This is a genomic window from Arthrobacter sp. SAFR-023 (genome assembly GCF_051965295.1).
In the GTDB taxonomy this organism is placed as follows: domain Bacteria; phylum Actinomycetota; class Actinomycetes; order Actinomycetales; family Micrococcaceae; genus Arthrobacter.
In genome coordinates this window covers 57,795-78,099 of record NZ_JBQCMF010000021.1, presented here as the reverse complement: position 1 = coordinate 78,099, position 20,305 = coordinate 57,795, and the positions used below count along the sequence as shown (strand labels likewise).

Sequence of the window (20,305 nt, the reverse complement as noted above, 5' to 3'; positions counted from 1 at the left end):
GGCCGGAACCTGGGCATGGTCACCAAGTCCAACCTGATCCTGGGCATGGGCGAAACCCGCGAAGAGATCTCCGAGGCCCTCCGCGACCTGCACCAGGCAGGCTGCGACCTGATCACCATCACCCAGTACCTGCGCCCCTCCGAACGCCACCTCCCGGTAGACCGCTGGGTCAAGCCGCAGGAATTCGTGGACCTCCAGCACGAAGCCGAGGAGATCGGCTTCCTCGGCGTCATGTCCGGGCCCCTGGTCCGGTCCTCCTACCGGGCCGGCCGGCTCTGGGCCACCGCCATGCGCAAAAAAGGCCGGGACATCCCCGCCGAACTCGCCCACATCGCCGACGGCATCCAGGACTCCGGAACCACCCGCCAGGAAGCCAGCTCCCTGCTCGCCCGGCCTGCCTGACCTCTGTCCCGACCGCAGCCCTGACTGGGGTCTTGACCGGGGTATAGCGTTATTGCATGACGGCAACCTACCGGTACGACGTGGACGTCCTGCACCTGCTCGTTTCGCCGGCGCACGCCTACTTCGGCCGCGCACGCGACGGCGCGGCCGACGTGCCGACGGCGGATGCCGGCCAGGTTGAGATCGTGGCGGGCAAGGGCATCGTCGGGGACCGGTTCTTTGGCAAGGCCGCACATATGGACGCGGCGGTCACCCTGTTCGCGGTCGAGGCCCTCGAGGCCATGGCTGCGGAACTGGACGCCGGCCCCTTCGACCCGCTGCTGACCCGGCGCAACGTGATCCTCAGGGGTGCGCACCTTGCCCCGCTCCTGGGCCAGGACTTCGCGCTGGAATCCCGGGGCGACGTGGTGCGGTTCAAGGGCGGGCGGCCCGCCCACCCCTGCGCGTGGATGGACCGGATGCTCGCCCCCGGCGCGCACGCCGCCATGCGCGGTCGCGGAGGCATGCGCTGCCGAGCGCTGTCCGACGGCGTGCTGCACCGGGGACCCGCGGTGCTGGTCAGCCCGGTGCCACTTGAGCCCGAACAGGCGGGCGCTCCGAGCGTGCTGCGGCCGAGCCGGCTGCCGTAAGGGAGCCGGGGCCTGGGTTAGCGGCCTACAGGCCCGGGGCCCGGCCCAGCTCGGCGCGCAGCTGTGAGAGCCGCGCATAGGCACTGTCCCGGTAGGCGACAAGGCTTTCCCTGCCGGCAGGGTCCACGTCCAGGAACCCATGGCCGGATTTCAGGCCCAGGTTGCCCTCCTCCACCGCGGCCGTCAGCGCGGCGGGCGGGGCGAACCGTTCACCGTAGGCCTTTTCCAGGGTCCGGAACGACGACTCATAGACATCCAGGCCAGCCATGTCTCCGACGGCGAACGGGCCGAACAGCGCAAGGCGGAACCCGAAGGTGTTGCTGACGACGTCGTCGATCTGGGAGGGGTTTGCGACGCCCTCTTCAACGATCCGGGCCGCCTCCTTGTACAGCGCAAACTGTAGCCTGTTGGCGACGAACCCCGGTGTGTCGGCAACCCTCGCGGGCGTCTTGCCAAGGGTCCTGATGAGCTCCTCGGCAAGGTCCACGACGGAAGGCAGGGTCTCCGGCCCCGGGATGAGTTCGACGCCGGGGATGAAGGGGGCCGGGTTCATCCAGTGGACGCCGAGGAACCGCTCCGGGCCGGTGACGGATGCGGCCAGCTCCCCGATCGGAATTGCGGAGGTGTTCGTACCGATGACTGCATCCGTCGGGGCGGCTGCAGAAATGCGGCGGAGGATATCCGCCTTGATCACTGGGTCCTCCGGGACCGCCTCGGCGACATAGTCCGACGTCGCTACAGCATCCTCGATGCTGGCGGCAGCCGTGAGGTTGTCCGCGATCTTGTCCGCTGCGCCGGCAGGCAGCAGCCCCTGGGCCTCGAAAGCGCTGGCCTGGTCCACGAGGCGGACGCGGGCACGTTCGGCGATTTCGCCGTCGACATCACCGAGCGTCACCCGGTAACCGTGCAGCGCCAGCACCTGGGCTATGCCGCCGCCCATGTAGCCGGCGCCGACCACGGCGGTCTTCGAGATGGTCTGCGTGATGTTCATGTTGCTGCTCCTAGGAATGGGCCGCTTCAGTCGGATGGACCGTTCAGCGGATGGTGTAGCCGCCGTCGACGGCGAGAGTGTGGCCGGTGATGAGCGATGCCGCGTCGCTGAGCAGGAACGCCACGGCCCCGGCGACGTCCTCGGGTTCGCCGAAGCGGCCGACCGGGATGCGGGACAGCAGTTCTGCTGCCCAGTCGGGCCTGCTGAGGGTCGACGCCGTCAGTTCCGTCCGCACGAAGGTTGGGGCAACGGCGTTAACCCGGATCCCCGCGGCAGCCCATTCCAGGGCCAGGATCTTGGTGAGGTGGATCATTCCTGCCTTGCTGGTGCCGTAGGCCGTCCGTTCCTCAATGGCAACGATCCCCGCCTGGGAGGCGATGTTGACGATGGCAGCAGGGGTACCGGCGGCCACCCAGTGCCGTGCCAGGGCCGTGGTCAGGAAGAAGGTGCCCTTGAGGTTGGTGTCGAAGACCGTGTCCCAGTCGTCCTCCGTGAGCTCCAGGGCAGGCTTGGGCACGTTGACGCCGGCATTGTTGACGAGCAGGTCAATCCCGCCGCTGGCCCGCTGGAGTGATTCGGCGAACCCGCTGATGTTGCCGGAGCTGCTCAGGTCCACGGCCAGGGCCGGCGTCCCGTACCGTTCACTGATCTGCTGGGCCGTTGCGGCGTCGCGGCTGGTTCCGTAGACGGTGGCGCCGGACTCGGCAAGGTCATCAGCGATGGCCTTGCCGAGTCCCCGGCCCGCCCCGGTGACCAGTACTTTCTTGCCGTCGAGGCGGAAGTTCGGCACGTGTGGTCCCTAGCTGTCGAAGGTGTGGTTCGACCAGGGCAGGGTGGTGCCGCGGTACTTCGCTGCCCGGACGTCCCCCGAGCGGGCGTGCCCTTCGAACCGCTCCACCCTGGCTGCGCGTCCGCAGAGCTCACCGAAGAAGGCGCTGGATTCGGTGTTGGTCACTTCCTGGTAGGTGACGGTGCGCAGGTACTTGCCTACCCAAAGCCCGCCGGTGTAGCGGGCAGCACCACGGGTGGGCAGGACGTGGTTGGTTCCAATGACCTTGTCGCCGTAGGAGACGCAGGTTCCCTCCCCGAGGAACAGCGCGCCGTAGTCGTGCATCTTCTCCAGGGCCTCGCGGGGGTTCTGGGTGAGGATCTGCACGTGCTCGTAGGCGTACTCGTCGGCCAGGACGTAGGCGTCGTCGAGGGAGTCGACGACGTGGATCGCGCCCCAGTCGCGCCACGCGGCCGCGGCGTAGTCGCGGGTGGGCATGTCCACGAGGATCGTGTCGATGTGCTCGATGACCTTGCGGCCCAGTTCCTCACTGGTCGTGATGAGGACGGCCGGGGAATCGGGTCCGTGCTCGGCCTGGGACAGAAGGTCGACGGCGACAATGAACGGGTCAGCGTGCTCATCGGCCACGACCAGGACTTCGGTGGGCCCGGCGAAGAGGTCGATGCCGACCTCGCCGAAGAGCTGGCGCTTGGCTTCGGCGACGAAGGCGTTGCCGGGGCCGGCCAGCATGTTCACCGGCTTGATGCTCTCGGTGCCGACGGCCAGCGCTGCTACCGCCTGGATGCCGCCGAGCAGGTAGATCTCATCGGCGCCGGCCAGGTACATCGCGGCCACCGTGGCATCCGGGACTTCGCCCTGGATCAGCGGGGTGCACGCCGCGACGCGCTCAACGCCGGCAACTTTGGCAGTAATGATGGTCATGTGGGCGCTGGCCAGCAGAGGGTACTTCCCGCCGGGGATGTAGGCTCCGGCAGCCTGGACCGGCACATTCTTCTGCCCGAGGAGCACGCCGGGCATGGTTTCGATTTCGAAGTCGGTAAGGGACTCACGCTGCTTCTGCGCCATGACGCGGACCTGTTCCTGGACGAACTTGATGTCCTCAATGGTCTGCTCAGGGACGCGTGCCATGATCTCCTCGAGCTGCTCCGGGCTGAGCAGGAAGGACTCGGGGGCGTGCTTGTCGAACTTGGCAGAGTACTCGCGGACAGCCTCATCGCCGCGCTCCCGGATGTCTGCAATGACGGCTTCCACAGTGGCGCGGACCTCCGGGGTGCTGCCCCGGGCCACGCTGTTGCGGGCCGGCTCCTTCAGCAATTTGGAATCCACGGCGGTGCTAAGTGCTGTTGTAACGGTCATCAGGATTACCTTTCCATCTTCATCGATGGGCGACCTATGGAGCGCCCGGGCCAGTCCCACAGGACCGGATGATCACCGAGTGTATACGTATACATTTTTTGGCGCAAGGGGTTGTTTCTGTTTTTTGCATACGTATACACTGCTACTCACGAGCCAGCCGGTGTGGCTGGGCTCACTGTCCGGACGAAGACAAAGGAGTCTCTACATGAGCGCCCCCGTGACAACACCGGCACCGCCGGCCATCGATCCGAAGATGCGCCGGAAGGCGCTGATTTCCTCAGTGCTTGGCAGCTGCATCGAGTGGTACGACTTCTACGTCTACGGCGTAGCGGCCGCCATCATCCTCAACAGCCAGTTCTTCCCGCAGGCGAGTCCGTTCGTTGGGATTCTGCTGTCCTTCAGCACCTATGCCATCGGCTTCGCAGCGCGCCCCATCGGCGGCGTCATCTTTGCCCACTTCGGTGACCGCCTGGGCCGGAAGAAAATGCTCATGGCCACGCTGGGCCTGATGGGCGGCGGCACGTTCCTCATCGGCTGCCTGCCAAACTTCGCCACGATCGGCATCGCGGCACCGATCCTGCTGGTCCTCCTGCGCATCGTGCAGGGCATCGGGGTCGGCGGCGAGTGGGGCGGGGCCGCCCTGATGGCAACCGAATTTGCCCCGGCCAAGCGACGCGGTTTCTTCGGCTCCTGGCCGCAGATCGGCGTACCAGCGGGAACACTGCTGGCCAACGGAGCCTTCTACGTCATGGGCTACCTGATCTCGCCCGAGGCTTTCGTGGCGTGGGGATGGCGCATCCCGTTCCTCGTCTCCATCCTGCTGGTGGTGCTCTCCTTCTACATCCGCAGCAAGGTGGATGAATCCCCGGCGTTCGAAGAGATCAAGCGCAAGGGTGAGATCGAAAAGATGCCGGTGGTTAAGGTCATCAAGACCCGCCCGCTGACCATCCTCAAAGTCATCATGATGCGGTTCGCCGAGAATGCGAACTACTACATCTACACCACCTTCCTGCTCGCGTACGGTCCCGCAGTACTGCTGGAAAAGAACAGCATTCTGCTGGCAACCATGATCATGGCAGGCTTGGGCATCTTCTCCATCCCGTTCTGGGGCTGGGTTTCGGACCGTTGGGGGCGCCGCTACACGGTCCTCGCAGGAGCAACCACCATGCTCCTGATGGCGTTCCCCTTTTTCTGGGCCGTGCAGACCGGTGACTTCCTGATGCTTTTGCTCGTGCTCATCCTGACCTGCAACGTGGGCCGCGACCTCTGCTACTCCGTGGAACCCGCCTACTTCACCGAACTCTTCGAGCCTAAGCTCCGCTACTCGGGAGCATCGGTTGGCCCGCAGGTGGCCGCCGTCTTCGCCGGTGGCTTCGCACCACTGATCGCCACCGCACTGGTTGGCCCGGACTTCGACCGGTACTGGCTGGTCGCGCTCTACATGATCGTGACGTCCGTCATCACCATCGCCGGTGCGCTTTGGTCTCCGGAGACGGCGCCCCGCGTCCGGCTACGTCGAGGCCTGAATGCCGAGCACGATCCTACAACGGGCCGGTAGCCACCTCTTCCGCTGTGCCGCCGGTGGCCTGCATTCCGCAGGGACCGGCGGTGCAGGCTTGGGACATTGGCTAGTCTGAAACAACAAACTGAAGCATCCGCAACACGCCGGCGCCAGGCGCGGCAGATAGCAAGGAGATTGCCCCGATGGTCACAAGCCGCGACGTGGCAGAGCTGGCGGGCGTATCGCAGGCCACGGTATCCCGGGTGATGTCCTCCCCCGCGAAGCTGTCTCCTGCCACCCGCGCCCGTGTCCAGGCGGCCATGGAAACGCTGGGCTATGTGCCCCACGCCGGCGCGCAGGCCATGAAAACAAGACGGACCAACACCATCGGCGTGGTGGTCGCTGACCTGACCAACCCGTTCTACCCCGAGGTTCTCGACGAACTCAGCCGGGAGCTGGACACCGCAGGCTTCCGTGTGGTGATCTGGAACGCGGGCGGCGGCAGCCACCACGATGCGCTCAAAGCCATCCGGGAACATGCAGTCGACGGCGTCATCTTTACGACGGCGACAGAAGATTCCGTCGAGCTGCAGGCAGCCATTGAGAAGAAGAGCCCGATCGTTCTGATCAACCGCGTGGTGGAGGGCCTGCACTGCGACCAGGTCACCAGCAGCAACACCGAGGGCGGTGCGGCCGTCGCCGACTACCTCCTGGATAACAGCAGGACCCGGGTGGCCTTCATCGGCGGTGCCGAAAACGCCAGCACGTCACGTGAGCGCGCCAAGGGCTTCCTGGACAGGATGGCCGAGCGGGGCCACGGCGTTCCGGAACACTTCCGCTTCCACGGAGGGTTCTCCCACGACGTCAGCGCGCAGGTCATGAACCGCCTGCTTGCCCGCGCCGACAGGCCCCAGGCCGTCTTTTGCGCCAACGATCTGATGGCCTTCGGCGCCCTCGACGCGCTGCGGGCCAACCGGATTCCGGCGCAGGACTGTTGGGTCATCGGGTACGACGACGTCGACATGGCGGCTTGGGATTCGTTCAGCCTCACCACCGTGCGCCAGCCCAGCCGCGAAATGGCACGCGTGGGAGCCCGGATGCTGCTGGAGCGCATCCATGCGCCGGGGGAGCCGCCGCGGAGGGTGAATTTTCCATGCGACTTGATCGTCCGCGGCAGCACCGGCCTCGCCGAGGCGGCTGCCCGGCCTATTGATTTTGTTGGAGATTGAAGTAACGTCGCCCACCTAGACATGGATTTCCTAACCCCTGGATTGACCCCCTGGAAGGAAGAACACAATGGCTGACGTCACCATCATCGGAACCGGCAACATGGCCCGGGGACTTGCAACCCGCGCCATCGCGGGCGGCAAGAGCGTCCAGCTGCTGGCGCACGAAGACAAGGGCAAGGCCGATGCCCTCGCGGCCGAGCTTGGGGGCCAGGTGACCGCAGGCGCGGTGGGCGACGACCTCAGCGGTGCCATTGTGATCCCCGCCGTCTACTTCGATCCCGCCAAGGACGTCGTCGCCAGGTACGGCAGTGCACTGGACGGCAAGGTGTACGTGGACATCACCAATCCGGTGGACACGTCCACCTACGAAGGCCTCAGTGTCCCCGACGGCAGCTCAGGGGCGGAAGAGCTCCAGAAATCCACCGGAGCCAAAGTGGTGAAGGCCTTCAACACCACCTTCGCCGGAACGCTTGTCGCCGGCAACGTGGCAGGCCAGCAGCTCGACGTCCTCATCGCGGGCGACGACGAGGACGCCGTGCGGGCCGTGGCGGACTTCGCCTCGGCAGGCGGCCTCCGGCCGATCGTCGTCGGGCCCCAGCGCCGCGCCCGGCAGTTGGAGCAGGCCGGATTCCTCCACATACTGCTCTCGGCCAACGACCAGTTGCCGGAGTTCCAGTGGAACTCCGCACTCAAGGTGGTTCCGGGCGCCTAAAACCCCATCGGCTGCTCCGCAACCGCCGTTTTCGCGCCTGATAAGGGCAGTTACGGAGCAACCGATTCCGCGGTTTAGCTCTTGGGCAGGCCCGCCGGGTTCAGTTCCGACTTGGCCACGGCCTCCGCCGACAGGCCCCAGCGGTCCAGGATCTTGCCGTAGGTGCCGTCCTCAATCAGGTGGTTCAGGCCGGCCTCCGCGGCGGCGGCGAAGCCGTTGCCCTTCTTGGTGGTGGCGGCGATGCTCGCCTTCAGCGGCCAGCCGCCGTCCACGAGGCCCACCAATTTGGTCTTCTCGTCTGTGGCGGCCTTGTAGGCGGCCGTGGCGTTGGGCCCGAACGTCAGGTCCGCACGGCCGGACTGCAGCGCGAGGTTCGAGGCGGAGTCGTCGTCGTAGTACTGGAACTCGACCGGCTTCAGCCCCTTGGCCTTGTTCTCCTCGTCCCAGCGCGGCAGGATCGACTCCTGGTTGGTGCCCGAGCCGACAATGACGCGCTTGCCGGCCACGTCCGGGGCGGATTCGACCTTGGTGATGTCGCTGCCGCTCTTGGCGTAGAAGCCGAGCTTGTCGTCCCGGTAGCTGGCGAAATCGAACTTGAGCTTGCGCTCCTCCGTCACGGTGACGTTGGAGAGGACAGCCTCGTACTTGCCCGATTCGACGCCGAGGGGCCAGTCCGCCCAGGCGGTGGGAACGATCTCGGCTTCCAGCCCCAGCGTCTGGGCCAGTGCGACGGCGATGTCCACCTCGTTGCCCACCGGCGTCTTGTTGTCGGTGGCGTAAACGGCCAGCGGCGGAGCGAACGGGCTGACCGCCACGGTCAGCTTTCCGTCCTTCTTGATCGACGCGGGAACCAGCGCCGCAGCCGTCTCGTCCACGGGGAACCGGTCCTGTTCGGGCGTGAGGTTGAAGGTCTTGGCTGATGACGTGGCGGTGTTGGTGGCGGCCGGCGCGTCCGCCACCGCCGCGGCCCCGGGATCGGAGCAGGCGGAAAGGGCCAGCAGGCTGGTCGCGGCGAGGGCCAGGCCCACCGCCGGCTTGAGTGCGCCCGCACGGGACTTTGGAGTGTGGGACTTGAGAGACTGACGGACCATGGTTGCCCCTTGGAAAGTAGTGATGGAAGGAGTTGATGCGAAGGTTGTGGCAGCAACTATCCGGCAGCAAAAAAGCGGCGGTCAAAGCGCGGGGAAACCGGAAGATACACGGCGTAACCGCGATTCACAAGGCGTTCGAAGGCGTCATTCGCCCTGCCCAACAGCCCAGTTCCGCGCCTAGCATCGAGTATGAGCGATCAATTCACCACCGAACGTGACGGCTACGGCAGGCTCCTGGCAGACCGCGAAGTATGGCGGCAGGCGGGCACCCTGGCCGCCGCCGGGGAGCTGACCGCACGGTGGCTGGAGGGCACCAGCGAATACCAGCCCGGAGCCCTGGCCCCGCGGTTCGATGACGAGACCCTGCCCATCGCCGGCCGGCTGGCTGAGCTCAACCGCAGCGGACTGTTCACGAAGGAATCCCAGCCTGGCCTCGGCCCCGAGGCGGGCCATGCCCAGCGCGAGTACGTCACCGGTTTCTGCTCCGCGGAGTCGGCGGCCCTCCTGCTGCGGCTGTCCGCCGAGACGGAACTCATTGCCATCGTCCACGCCCCGGGGGAGGTCAGCCAGGCCTCCGTGCCGGTCACGCTGCACGACGGCGAAGTGGTCACTGTTTTGGGAAGCAGCGAAAGTCCGGTCGAATCGGAGCAGATCCAGGACTGGGCTCGCGAGAGCAACGAAACCCTCGCCCTCCTGCTGTCCGATTCCTGGTACGTCGAGCTCCTCGACCCGATCTGGGGCCGGCAGCAGCACCTTTTGCCCGCCGTCCTGGAAACCCTGAAGTCCGCCCTGGACGAGCTGTAAGCCCCCGGTTTTTGACGTTCCGCGACTCCTGATGAAGCTCTAAGACCGCCAGCATGAACGATTACGACGCCGGGTGAACGCCTGCGTCGACAGCCATTGTGGCCGCCCGAGGCGCCTCCGTAATCTCAATCCAACGCGCAGCGCCATCCCCTCCGCTCCATCATCCAAAAGGAAAACGTCATGTCTTCTTCCTCAAACGAAAACCCGGGCTCCACCCGGATCGCCGCGGGCCAGCCCGCCGGCCGGAAGCGCGCCAGCGGGCTCAAGATCGGTATCGCCGCCGGCATCCTTGCGGTGCTCGGCGCAGGCGTCGCCGTCGCCACTACGGCGGCCAACAGCTCCGCCCCGGGTTCCGCCACCGCGGCCGCAGCCACCAGCCCCGCTACCGAACTGAAACTGGGCTACTTCGGGAACATCACCCACGCCACCGCGCTGGTGGGCGTCCAGAAGGGCTTCATCGGGAAGGAGCTCGGCGGCACCAAATTGACCACGCAGGTGTTCAACGCGGGCCCGGCCGCCATCGAGGCGCTGAACGCCGGCGCGATCGACGCCACCTACATCGGCCCGAACCCGGCCATCAACTCGTTCGTCAAGAGCAAGGGCGAATCAATCAACATCATCGCCGGGGCTGCCTCCGGCGGCGCCCAGCTCGTGGTCAAGCCGGAGATCAAGTCTGCGGCTGACCTCAAGGGCAAGACCCTGGCGTCCCCGCAGCTCGGCGGCACCCAGGACGTGGCGCTCCGCGCCTGGCTGGGCAAGCAGGGTTACAAGACCAACACCGACGGCGGTGGGGACGTTGCCATCAACCCGACCGAGAACGCCCAGACTTTGAAGCTGTTCCAGGACGGCAAGCTCGACGGCGCGTGGCTGCCCGAGCCGTGGGCCTCCCGTCTGGTGCTGCAGGCCGGGGCGAAGGTCCTGGTGGACGAGAAGGACCTGTGGGGCGGGTCGCTGACCGGAAAGCCCGGCGAGTTCCCCACCACCATCCTCATCGTGAACAAGAAGTTCGCCGCCGAGCACCCGCAGACCGTGAAAGCCCTGCTCAAGGGCCACGTGGAGGCCGTGAAGTGGCTCAACGACACCCCGGCCGCGGAAAAGGCCACGGAAGTGAACGCCGCCCTGAAGGAAGCTGCGGGCAAGGCACTCCCGCAGGAGGTCATCGACCGCTCCCTGAAGAACATCGTGTTCACGGTGGACCCGCTGGCTGGAGCCTTCAAGAAGCTGCTGCAGGACGGGGTGGACGCCGGCACCACCAAGCAGGCCGACATCAACGGCATCTTCGACCTGACCAAGCTGAACGAGGTCACCGGCGACAAGACCTCTGCCGCAGGGCTGGGCAAGGAGTAACCCGGCAAGACAGACCAAAAGGATCCGGTAGGAACATTCCCGCCGGATCGTTTTGGTTTTAAGTCGTGGCCCTAGAAAGCGCGAACTGGCAGGTAATGCCCGCAAAACCGGGATTTGCGGGCGTCACCTGCCAGTTCGCGCGGGAGCCCCCGGAAGCGTCGGTCCTAGTTACAGCGCCGTGGAATAGTCCGCCGAATACTCAGGTGCCGAGTACTCCGGCACCTGAGTATTCGGCACCTGAGTATTCGGGCACGGCGTCAGGGTCCTCCGCATTTTTCAGGGCGTAGTGAAAGACCATCCCGGCCGAGCTCTCCTGGCTTCCGACGTACTCGGCGGCAGCCCATTCCCCGCTGGCCACCGCCCCTGCCCAGGCATGGGCCTCCTCCCAGTGGACGGCGGAGGCCACCCGGCCGGGCTGCACGCTGAGGGACACGGCAACCCGCACCGATGGCGTGCCGCCGGAGGACCGCGGGCAGGTGAAGCCAACGATGTCCACGGAAACTCCCGGGGTGGCAAGGCACGCCCGCCGGGCCATGGTGGTGGCTGCCGCGTCCAGGCCGGAACCGATGTCCTGCCGCGCCAGTGCGTGCATCTGGCTGCGGAAGGTGCTCAGTTCCGCGCTGCACTGCGTCCTGATCCTGTGAACCAAAGCTGTGATCATTTCCCCCTCGATCCAGGGAGGGCGTTGCGCCGCCCCAGTCGCTGATTATGGACTTACACAACCACCGGGTAACTTGCTTCACAACGCCTGGCGACACCCGCCGTCGTGCAACGCAACAGTGCTTCACTTTCCGCAGTGGGGCGTAATAAAGGCCCAGCTCAGACGCGCATCCGCGCCACGAAGCGGAACCTGTCCCCCCGGAACACCGACTCGGTCCACTCCACGGGCTGCCCGTCCGGGGTGAAGCCGAGCCGGTGGACCAACAGCATGGGGGCGCCCATTTCGACGTCGAGGAGCTGCACATCGGCCGGTCCGGCCAGCTTCGTCTCCACGGTGTCCTCCACCTCGGCAATCCGGATTCCGTAGTCCTCGCGGAGGGCGGCGTACAAGGAGCCGCGCTCCGCCACTGTCCGCGCCAGATCCGGCAGCGGCCCCGCGAGGAACGCAACCTCATGCGCCAGCGGCTCGCCGTCAACCAGCCTGATGCGCTCCACCCGGTGAATGTCCGTTCCCGGCTCCACCGCCAGGCGCCGTGCCGTGGCCGGGTCGGCCGGGAGCACGCTCACGTCCACGATCCGGGCCGCAGCCGTGAGGCCCTGGCTCGCGGCGTCGTCGGAAAAGGACGTGAGCTGGCGGACGTGCGTCACCTTCGGCGGCGCCACGTACGTCCCCCGCCCCTGCGTCCGGCCCAAGCGGCCCTCTGCCACCAGCTCGCCGATGGCCTGCCGGACGGTGGTGCGGGAAGTTGCGTACTGCTCGGCGAGCGCGCGTTCGGTGGGGATCAGCGTTCCGGGCGCCGCGTCCTCGATGAGGGTGAGGATCTGCTCCTTGAGTACGTAGTACTTGGGCAGGGCAGCGGCCGCGGAGGATTCCATGAATCTGATGGTACCTATTGACACGACAATTGGTCTAGGCCAAAATGATGGAAATTGGTTTACACCAATTGCGGCTAGCATCCGTTCCGGACCGCCAACTCCCCCAACCCACTTCCAAGGACCCAAAGATGTCGTTCCTGCAAGACCTGCGCAAGACACCGCGCCTCGGCCTCCTGGTCGGCGGCACCGCCGCCACCATCGGCATAATCTACGGCTACGATCTGTCGAATATCGCCGGCGCCCTGCTGTTCATCACCAAGGAGTTCCACCTCTCCACCAGCCAACAAGAGCTGGTGACCACCGCCGTCGTCGTCGGTGAGGTGCTGGGCGCCGTCCTGGGCGGCTGGCTCGCCAACAAGGTAGGCCGCAAGGCCTGCATGGTGGGCGTGGCAGGGGCCTATGCGGCGTTCGCCGTGCTCAGCGCCCTTGCCGCTGATGTGCCCATGCTGCTCGTGGCCCGCCTGCTCCTGGGCCTGACCATCGGCATATCCGTGGTGGTAGTCCCTGTCTTCGTGGCGGAGTCGGCGCCGCCGAAGGTGCGCGGCGCCCTCCTCGTCGCCTACCAGGTGGCCACTGTGATCGGCATCATCATCGGCTACCTGGCCGCCTACGTCCTGTCCGCGACCGAGAACTGGCGGCTGATGCTGGGCCTCGCCGCCGTCCCCGCCCTCGCGGTCCTCGCCGTCACCTTCCGCCTCCCGGACACCGCCCGCTGGTACATGATGCGCGGACGCACCGAAGATGCCCGCCGCACCCTCAGCTCGATCGAGCCCGATGCCGACGTCGACGCCGAACTGGCGGACATGCGCCAGGCCATCAGCGAAGAGCGCGGCGGCGGCCTGCGGGAGATGCTCCGCTCGCCGTACCTGAAGGCGACCGTATTCGTCGTCGGGCTTGGCTTCTTCATCCAGATCACCGGCATCAACGCCGTGGTCTATTACAGCCCCCGGATCTTCGAGGCCATGGGTTTCACCGGCAACGCCGCCCTCCTGCTGCTGCCCGCGCTGGTCCAGGCCGCTTCCCTGGTGGCCGTGTTCGTCTCACTGTCCCTGGTGGACCGGGTGGGCCGGCGCCCCATCCTGCTCGGCGGCATCGGCATGATGATCGTGGCCAACGCCATCCTGGTGGGCGTCTTTCTGGCAGGACGCGACTTCGGCGGAATCCTGACCGTGGTCGGTTTCCTCGGGGTTCTGCTGTTCACTGTGGGCTTCACGTTCGGCTTCGGCGCGCTGGTGTGGGTCTACGCAGGTGAGTCGTTTCCCGCCAGGCTGCGTTCCCTGGGCGCCAGCGCCATGCTGACCTCGGACCTCGTGGCCAACGTGATCGTCGCGGCGTTCTTCCTGACCATGCTGCAGCGTCTCGGCGGTGCCGGCACGTTCGCGGTGTTCGGTGCGCTGGCCATCGCCGGCTTCGTCTTCGTCCACCGCCTGGCCCCCGAAACCAAGGGCCGGAACCTCGAGGAAATCCGCCACTACTGGGAAAACGGCGCCCGCTGGCCTGAAGCCACCGGCAACAATGACAGCAGCAGCACACCGGCGGCCAAGTGATGCGGCACGTCCTCGGCCCGGACCGTGTCCTTGGTTTGGACCGTGTCCTTGGTTTGGATATCGGCGGCTCCAAGACGCACGCCATTCTGGCGGACGCTGTTGCGGCAGGCACCGTACCAACCGACGACGGCGGCGGCGCACCCCTAATTCAGAGCGTCGCCGAGTGCACGGTGGGCAGCGCCAACATCGCCTCCGTCGGGGAAGAGGAAGCCGCCGCGGCGCTGGACGACCTCGCCGCCCGGCTGGGCATCGGTGATCCTGCCAACCACGGAATACACACCGTGTTTGCCGGGGCCGCGGGAGCGGACACCCCGGCAGCCCGGGAACGGCTGACGGGTCTCCTGTCCCGCCGCTTCCCCGGAGCCCGGATACAGGTGGACCACGACACCCGCATCCTCCTCGCCGCCGGCGGCCTGGCGGCAGGCACCGTCCTGATCTCCGGCACCGGATCCGCCGCGTGGGCAAAGTCCGCCGACGGCCGGGAAGCCCGGGCCGGCGGCTGGGGCTACCTGCTCGGCGACGAAGGCAGCGGCTACGCCGTGGCCCGCAGCGCGGTCCGCAACGCCCTGCAGGACTCCGACGACGGCCTGCCCGCCGGGCCCTTGACGTCTCAGCTTCTGGCGCAGACCGGAGCCGCGGAATCCGCTGAGCTCCTGGATCTGTTCTACCGCCGGCCGGAGCGCCGGTACTGGGCCGGGTTGGCCGGGACCGTGTTCGGCCTCGCCGCCACGGACCCCGCGAGCGCCGCCATCGCCGATGACGCCGCCCGGCATCTCGCCCGCTTGGCCCTGACCGTGAACCGGAGGCTGGGCACCATGCCGGAAAATGCCCCGGTGCTGCTGGCCGGCGGGATGCTGGTCAACCAGCCGTCGTTGGCCACCCGGGTGCGCGAGCTGCTGGGAGACAACGGCCTCACCCACGTCCGCGTACTCGACCGCTCCCCCGCCTGGGGCGCCATGGAGCTGGCCAGCCAGCTTGCCGACGCACCAAGCCGGCCTGCCACCACAATCCGCGCCTGACCCCTTTCACTTTCCCATTACCCCTAACCCACTGATCCCCCAAGGAGACCCATGACCGCCCAACGCACCGGAACCACTGCCACCTCACCCCTTCCCGGTTCCCTGATGGCCGCCGAAATCCTGGAACAGCCGGAGGCGCTCGCCCGGCAGCTCCAGCACGGGCGCCACGCCATCACCCGGCTGGCCGCCACCCTCCAGGACGCCGACATCAGGTACGTGCTCCTGGCCGCGCGCGGCACCAGCGACCACGCGGCCCTGTACGCGAAGTACCTCATCGAGACGGTGCTGGGGCTGCCGGCCGGGCTGGCATCGCCGTCGAGCCTCACGGTATACGGCGCGCAACCGAGGATGGACGGGGTGCTGTGGCTGGCGGTCAGCCAGTCCGGCGGCTCCCCGGACCTGGTGGACTCCACCGCCGCTGCCGCCCGGGGCGGCGCCCTCACCGTGGCCGTCACCAACGCGCCGTCCTCACCGCTGGCGGCTGCCGCCCGGCACCACCTGGACATCCTGGCGGGACCGGAGCGCGCCGTGGCCGCAACCAAGAGCTACACGTCGCAGCTGCTGGCGCTGTGGCTGCTGGTTGACGCGTGGGCCGGAGGAAACGGCGCGGAAGCGGCGGACCTGCCGCGTCTCGGCGCGGATGTGCTGGCCCGGCCGGAGATACTGGAGGTTGCAGACCGCTACCGCTTCGTGAACCACATTGTCACCACGGGACGCGGCTTCTCCTACCCCACCGCACGGGAGGCGGCACTGAAACTGATGGAAACGTCCTACCTGGCCGCCCATGCCTTCTCCGGCGCGGACCTGCTGCATGGGCCCTTTGCCATGATCGACGCCGACTGGCCGGTCATCGCCGTCGCCTCCCCCGGCGCCGGCGGCCGCGCCCTGCACCCGGTGCTGGACCGGCTGGCCGAACGGGGCGCGGATGTCTGCCTCGTGGGCGACGCAGGAGCGGCCCGTCCGCTGAACCACGTGGTGCCGCTGCCGGCAGTCCACGAGCAGCTCTCGCCGATCCTGGAGATTATGCCCCTGCAGCGGCTGGCGCATGCGATGGCGTCAGCCCGCCACCTGGACCCGGACGCTCCCCGAGGCCTGCGCAAGATCACGGAAACCTGGTGAGTCCGACGCTCATTTCTGCTTCCCGGGTCATCCTGCCCAGTGACGCTAAAACCGGTGACGCTAAAACCAGTGCCGTGCTGGAGCCCGGCTGGGTGGAGACCGACGGCGGCCGGATCACCGCGGCGGGTCCCGGGCTGCCGCCGCGGGAGCCCGACACCGATTTTCCGGATGCCATCCTCGCCCCGGGCTTCGTGGACGCCCACATCCACGGTGGCGGCGGCTCCAGCTTTAACGACGCCGACCCCGCTGCCGCCGCGGTCCGCATTGCCGGGGTGCACCGCTCCCACGGCACCACCACCCTGATGGCCAGCCTGGTGACGGCCCCGCTCCCCCAGCTTGAGAAGGCGGTGGCCGTACTGGCCCCCCTGGTGGAGGAGGGCGTTCTGGCCGGGATCCATCTGGAGGGCCCCTGGCTCAGCCCCGACCACCGCGGCGCCCACGCCGAGGATCTTCTGCTCGCCCCGGAACCGGCGGCCATCGACCGGCTGATGCTGGCCGGGCGGGGCACCGTCCGGATGGTCACCATCGCGCCGGAACTGGAAGGCGGCCTGGCCGCCGTCCGGCAGATCACCGGCTACGGCGCCGTCGCGGCCATCGGCCACACTGGAGCCGGCTACGACCTGGCGCGCCAAGCCATCGCCGCCGGGGCCACCGCCGGGACGCACGTGTTCAACGCAATGCGGCCGCTGCACCACCGGGAACCCGGACCCGCGCTGGCACTGCTGGAGGACCCCGCGGTGTTTGCCGAGGTGATAGCCGACGGCGTGCACCTCCACCCGTCGCTGGTCCGCTTCATTGCCGCCAGCCCGGCCCGCGCCGTCCTCGTCACCGACGCCATGGCGGCGGCCTGCGCGCAGGACGGCAGGTACCGGTTGGGCGGGCTGGACGTCCAGGTGTCCGACGGCGAGGCGCGCCTGGTCAGCGACGGCACCATCGCCGGCAGCATCCTCACGCTGGATGCGGCGGTGCGGCACGCCGTCCACGACGCCGGCATCCCGCTCGCCGATGCCGTCCGCGCGGCCAGCCAGAATCCGGCGGACATGCTGGGGCTGTCCGACGTCGGACGCATCGAGGCCGGCCGGAAGGCGGACCTGGTGGTCCTCACGCCGGATCTTGAGGTGGCCGCCGTGATGAGGGCAGGCGAATGGCTCGCTGGCTGAGCCCTGCTGCTGGCTGAGCGGCGCTGGTCGCTAGTCGTCCTGGCTCTGGTTCAGCACCTGGAAGTTGGGGCCGATGTTAACTTCCACCTCGGACCCGTCGTTCTTGCGGATTTCTACCTCGTAGGAAGAACCGGCGTCGTCGCCCCGTTCGACCTCGGTGACCTGTCCGGGGCCCACTTTGGCCATTGCGGCGTCGACGGCTTTGTCGCGGTCGGTCTGGTTCAGCGGCTGCTGGGTGCCGCCGTTGCCCGTTGTGTCATCATCGAAGGGATTCACGGAAGCCGCAGCCACCGACGCGCCCCCCAAAGCCGCCGCAGCGACCGCTGCTCCGATGATCCACGCTGTTCTCTTGCGCACGGCAGACTCCTTTCTCATCGTTTTCTCCAGTTTCCCCCTGCGAGGGGAACCGGACAAGGAGCGTTCTTTAGCCGCCGTCGGCGTATGCGTACGCCTGCCGCGCCAGCCCTGCAAATTCGGCGATGAGCGCCGACAGATCGTCTTTCCAGTACGCGAGGAACACGGAAATGGGCGGCGCGTCCCGAACCACCTTGTAGGCCACGCCGGGCCGTGGGTACTGCGTGGCTGTTGCCTCAGAGGACATCCCCATGGCCTGTCCGGTGGAGATCAGCGTCAGCCAGTCGTCCACTCCCTGGACCGGTCGGAGGGATGCGGGCTGCGCCTCCGGGCTCCACAGGTCCACCGAGGTGGTTCCCGTCCGGCTGTCCACGGCGAGCACCCGCCCGGCAAAGTCGGCCATGCGCAGGAAGCGCCGGCGGGACAGCGGGTCCGTGGCGGCTACCGCGGCGTAGCGCCGTTCCGTTCCAATCAGCGTCTCGGCGAAGCGGGGGTCGTTGAGCGGCTTGCGGACGACGGCGACATCAACTGTTCCGTTGGCCAGGCCGGCAGCCGGCGAACCGGACTGCACCCAGACCAGCGGGACAGCAGGGTTCGAATCCTCCCAGCGCCGCTGCACGGAGAGGGTCCGGCTGCCCACCGCGGACCACGCGTATCCGACCCTGAATTCACCGGAGGCATCGCGGGCTGCCTCCTCCAGCAGCCTGGCTTCGTCCAAGACCCGCCGCGCGTGCTCGATGATGCGTTTGCCCGTCGCCGTGGGCGTGACGCTGCGCGTCGTCCGCTGGAAAACACGCACGCCGAGGGCATTCTCAAGGGCAGCAACGGACCGCGAGATGCTGGCCTGGGAGGTCCCCAGCGCGATGGCCGCGTCCGTGAATGTCTGAACCTCGGCAACAGCCACGAGTGCCCGGAGATTGCGCAGCTCAAGATTCATACGCCTATCGTATAGAACCGGCAGCGGGGACATTTATAGGTTTGCCGGCCTGCCCGCACACTTTCTGTCTATGGAGACGTTCGCAGAGCCCGGCACCGGCCGGGGACGCCGTCAGTCAGCCCCAGCCCAGGGTCGGATCCTGGGCGGAGTCCTGACCATGACCGCCAGCGGAATCAGCAACCAGGTGGGCGCCGGCATCGGCGCACACGCGTTTTCGGCGATGGGCCCCGCCGGGGTGGTGGCCGTGCGGCAGCTTGTTGCCGCCGCCGTGCTCCTGTCCGCGGCCCGGCCTCCCCTGCACCGTTTCACTTGGCGCCAGTGGTGGCCGACGCTCCTGCTGGGCGCTTCCATCGCCCTGATGAACATCTGCCTCTACGTCGCCATCGAGCGGATCGGCCGTGGCCTGGCCGTGACGCTGGAGTTCCTTGGCCCGCTGGCCATTGCCCTGATGCGCTCGAGGACCCGGCTGGACATGCTGTGTGCGGCGTTCGCCGGATGCGGGGTCTACATTCTGGTGCTGCCCGCTCCCAGCAGCGATTTCGCCGGCATCGGCATCGCGATGGCCGGGGCCGTCTGCTGGGCGGCTTACATCGTCCCGAACAGGGTCGCCGGGCAACGGCTGCCGGGCCTGCAGGCGCCCGCGGCCGCCACAGCGGTTTCCCTGGTCTTCTACCTGCCGGTGGTGGCGCATCTGCTGGCCCAGGGTTCGCTGGCCGGTCCTGCGCTGGGTTATTCGGTCATCGCCGGCGTGCTGTGCTCGGTCGTCCCTTACGCCGCGGACCTCATCGCGCTGCGGCACATCCAGCCCGGCTTTTTCGGCGTATTTATGAGCATCAACGCGCTGCTGGCCGCTCTCTGCGGGACTATCGTACTGGGCCAGATCCTCGTGCTGCACGAGTGGCTGGGCATGGCGGTCATCGTCGCCACCAACATTGCTGCCATCCTGCTCGCCGGACGCGGAGGGCGCCGCTCTTTGCCGGCGGCCCGGGGGGTAGCCTTGGGGCAGGAGGGCAACATGGCGGTCAGGAGTGCAGGCCTTCTGCTGTACCGGCAGAACGGCGGGGCGGAAGTGGAAGTGTGGATCGCCCACATGGGCGGCCCCTTCTGGGAGCGCAAGGATGAGCGCGCCTGGTCGATTCCCAAGGGCGAGTACCCCGAAGGGGAGGATCCGCTGGCGGCGGCACAGCGCGAGTTCGCCGAGGAAATGGGAGTCCCGGCGCCCGCCGCGGAGTACGTGCTGCTCGGCACCTTCCGGCAGCCCTCGGGCAAACTCATCACGGCATTCACGGCCGAATCCGCCTTCAAGCCCGAGAAAATACTGAGCAACACGTTTCCGCTGGAGTGGCCCAAGGGCTCAGGAACGGTCCAGCACTTTCCCGAGATCGACCGCGCCGAGTGGATCGGTGAATCCGAAGCACGAGTGAAGCTCGTCAAGGGCCAGCTGCCAATCCTCGACGCGCTGCTCGAGCACCTCGGGGCATGACGCCGCTGAGATCGGCATACGTGCATCTGGCCACGGTCGCCATGGACGCCGCCCGGGACGGCATGCCAGCGCCCGATACTGCCGCCCTCGGCGCGGCGGTCACCCTCGAGCTGTGCGGAAGCTGGGACCACCCGCCGCCCTGCCCGCTCGCGCCGCACCATACCCGGCCTGAGCAAAAAGGTGACACCGTCACGCTGAGGATCATCTTCGCCACCGGACCGGCGAATGAGGCCCTGGTCCGCAGCTGCATTGACGGCTCCCGGCGCCTTACCGACTCCTGAGACGCCGCTAACCTGCC

General features: G+C 67.5%; 20 protein-coding genes and 2 pseudogenes. 14 read left to right on the top strand and 8 right to left on the bottom strand.

Annotation, left to right across the window (positions count from 1 at the left end; genetic code table 11):
- Positions 1–402, top strand: a pseudogene (locus ACTHQX_RS19540) (lipoyl synthase); the annotation flags it as partial.
- Between the two features lie 56 nt (positions 403–458).
- A complete protein-coding gene (locus ACTHQX_RS19535; protein WP_440158831.1) occupies positions 459–1,031 on the top strand; it encodes an MOSC domain-containing protein in 573 nt (190 codons plus the stop codon).
- Positions 1,032–1,056: 25 nt separating this feature from the next.
- Here the strand turns inward: ACTHQX_RS19535 and ACTHQX_RS19530 are convergent, their stop codons facing one another.
- From ACTHQX_RS19530 to hisD, 3 genes are read right to left on the bottom strand one after another with little or no spacing between them, the layout of a single operon-like run.
- Positions 1,057–2,022: a 3-hydroxyacyl-CoA dehydrogenase family protein gene (locus tag ACTHQX_RS19530; protein WP_440158830.1), complete on the bottom strand. Its 966-nt coding sequence runs from the start codon at positions 2,020–2,022 to the stop codon at positions 1,057–1,059.
- A 43-nt stretch (positions 2,023–2,065) separates the two neighbouring features.
- Positions 2,066–2,812 (bottom strand): SDR family NAD(P)-dependent oxidoreductase, encoded by a 747-nt coding sequence (locus ACTHQX_RS19525; RefSeq protein WP_440158828.1) that lies wholly within the window; start codon positions 2,810–2,812, stop codon positions 2,066–2,068.
- A 9-nt stretch (positions 2,813–2,821) separates the two neighbouring features.
- Positions 2,822–4,168, bottom strand: a complete 1,347-nt coding sequence (gene hisD / locus ACTHQX_RS19520; protein ID WP_440158827.1) for a histidinol dehydrogenase — start codon at positions 4,166–4,168, stop codon at positions 2,822–2,824.
- A gap of 205 nt (positions 4,169–4,373) precedes the next feature.
- Here hisD and ACTHQX_RS19515 point away from each other — a divergent pair, with 205 nt between their 5' ends.
- The 3 genes from ACTHQX_RS19515 to ACTHQX_RS19505 all read left to right on the top strand — a co-directional run bounded on the left by ACTHQX_RS19515 (position 4,374) and on the right by ACTHQX_RS19505 (position 7,610).
- Complete coding sequence (locus tag ACTHQX_RS19515; protein ID WP_440158825.1) at positions 4,374–5,726, top strand: MFS transporter; 1,353 nt, start codon at positions 4,374–4,376, stop codon at positions 5,724–5,726.
- 146 nt (positions 5,727–5,872) lie between these two features.
- Entirely contained in the window at positions 5,873–6,898 is a 1,026-nt protein-coding gene (locus ACTHQX_RS19510; RefSeq protein ID WP_440158823.1) for a LacI family DNA-binding transcriptional regulator, read from the top strand.
- Positions 6,899–6,965: 67 nt separating this feature from the next.
- On the top strand, positions 6,966–7,610 hold the full coding sequence (locus ACTHQX_RS19505) for an NADPH-dependent F420 reductase (protein ID WP_440158822.1): 645 nt from the start codon (positions 6,966–6,968) through the stop codon (positions 7,608–7,610).
- Between the two features lie 74 nt (positions 7,611–7,684).
- Here ACTHQX_RS19505 and ACTHQX_RS19500 read toward each other — a convergent pair whose 3' ends face one another.
- Positions 7,685–8,701 carry an ABC transporter substrate-binding protein gene (locus ACTHQX_RS19500; RefSeq protein WP_440158821.1) on the bottom strand — a complete coding sequence of 339 codons (1,017 nt, stop codon included), beginning with the start codon at positions 8,699–8,701 and terminating at the stop codon, positions 7,685–7,687.
- 189 nt (positions 8,702–8,890) lie between these two features.
- Between ACTHQX_RS19500 and ACTHQX_RS19495 the strand changes: the two genes are divergently transcribed.
- Positions 8,891–9,505, top strand: coding sequence for a DUF6919 domain-containing protein (locus tag ACTHQX_RS19495; RefSeq protein WP_440158820.1), 615 nt, complete (start codon positions 8,891–8,893; stop codon positions 9,503–9,505).
- 180 nt (positions 9,506–9,685) lie between these two features.
- Positions 9,686–10,852 (top strand): ABC transporter substrate-binding protein, encoded by a 1,167-nt coding sequence (locus ACTHQX_RS19490; protein WP_440158819.1) that lies wholly within the window; start codon positions 9,686–9,688, stop codon positions 10,850–10,852.
- A gap of 199 nt (positions 10,853–11,051) precedes the next feature.
- On the opposite strand, the gene ACTHQX_RS19485 is transcribed toward ACTHQX_RS19490, so the two are convergent.
- Positions 11,052–11,513, bottom strand: a complete 462-nt coding sequence (locus tag ACTHQX_RS19485) for a hypothetical protein (RefSeq protein ID WP_440158818.1) — start codon at positions 11,511–11,513, stop codon at positions 11,052–11,054.
- A 158-nt stretch (positions 11,514–11,671) separates the two neighbouring features.
- Complete coding sequence (locus ACTHQX_RS19480) at positions 11,672–12,388, bottom strand: GntR family transcriptional regulator (RefSeq protein ID WP_440158816.1); 717 nt, start codon at positions 12,386–12,388, stop codon at positions 11,672–11,674.
- Positions 12,389–12,516: 128 nt separating this feature from the next.
- Between ACTHQX_RS19480 and ACTHQX_RS19475 the strand changes: the two genes are divergently transcribed.
- The 4 genes from ACTHQX_RS19475 to nagA are packed head-to-tail and all read left to right on the top strand — an operon-like array spanning position 12,517 to position 17,233.
- Entirely contained in the window at positions 12,517–13,935 is a 1,419-nt protein-coding gene (locus ACTHQX_RS19475) for a sugar porter family MFS transporter (protein WP_440158815.1), read from the top strand.
- A complete protein-coding gene (locus ACTHQX_RS19470; RefSeq protein ID WP_440158835.1) occupies positions 13,935–14,954 on the top strand; it encodes an N-acetylglucosamine kinase in 1,020 nt (339 codons plus the stop codon). Before ACTHQX_RS19475 ends, ACTHQX_RS19470 begins: the two co-directional genes overlap by 1 nt.
- A 51-nt stretch (positions 14,955–15,005) precedes the next feature.
- Positions 15,006–16,073, top strand: a complete 1,068-nt coding sequence (locus tag ACTHQX_RS19465) for an SIS domain-containing protein (RefSeq protein ID WP_440158814.1) — start codon at positions 15,006–15,008, stop codon at positions 16,071–16,073.
- Positions 16,070–17,233, top strand: coding sequence for an N-acetylglucosamine-6-phosphate deacetylase (nagA, locus tag ACTHQX_RS19460; RefSeq protein ID WP_440158813.1), 1,164 nt, complete (start codon positions 16,070–16,072; stop codon positions 17,231–17,233). The genes ACTHQX_RS19465 and nagA overlap by 4 nt, the downstream gene beginning before the upstream one ends.
- Positions 17,234–17,263: 30 nt before the next feature.
- On the opposite strand, the gene ACTHQX_RS19455 is transcribed toward nagA, so the two are convergent.
- Positions 17,264–17,590, bottom strand: coding sequence for a PepSY domain-containing protein (locus ACTHQX_RS19455; protein ID WP_440158812.1), 327 nt, complete (start codon positions 17,588–17,590; stop codon positions 17,264–17,266).
- A 67-nt stretch (positions 17,591–17,657) separates the two neighbouring features.
- Positions 17,658–18,524: a LysR family transcriptional regulator gene (locus ACTHQX_RS19450; RefSeq protein WP_440158811.1), complete on the bottom strand. Its 867-nt coding sequence runs from the start codon at positions 18,522–18,524 to the stop codon at positions 17,658–17,660.
- Positions 18,525–18,594: 70 nt separating this feature from the next.
- Here ACTHQX_RS19450 and ACTHQX_RS19445 point away from each other — a divergent pair.
- The 3 genes and pseudogenes from ACTHQX_RS19445 to ACTHQX_RS19435 all read left to right on the top strand — a co-directional run.
- Positions 18,595–19,437 (top strand): annotated as a pseudogene (locus ACTHQX_RS19445) (EamA family transporter); the annotation flags it as partial.
- Between the two features lie 102 nt (positions 19,438–19,539).
- A complete protein-coding gene (locus ACTHQX_RS19440; protein ID WP_440158834.1) occupies positions 19,540–20,007 on the top strand; it encodes an NUDIX domain-containing protein in 468 nt (155 codons plus the stop codon).
- On the top strand, positions 20,004–20,288 hold the full coding sequence (locus tag ACTHQX_RS19435; protein ID WP_440158810.1) for a hypothetical protein: 285 nt from the start codon (positions 20,004–20,006) through the stop codon (positions 20,286–20,288). Before ACTHQX_RS19440 ends, ACTHQX_RS19435 begins: the two co-directional genes overlap by 4 nt.
- Positions 20,289–20,305 lie beyond the last annotated feature (17 nt).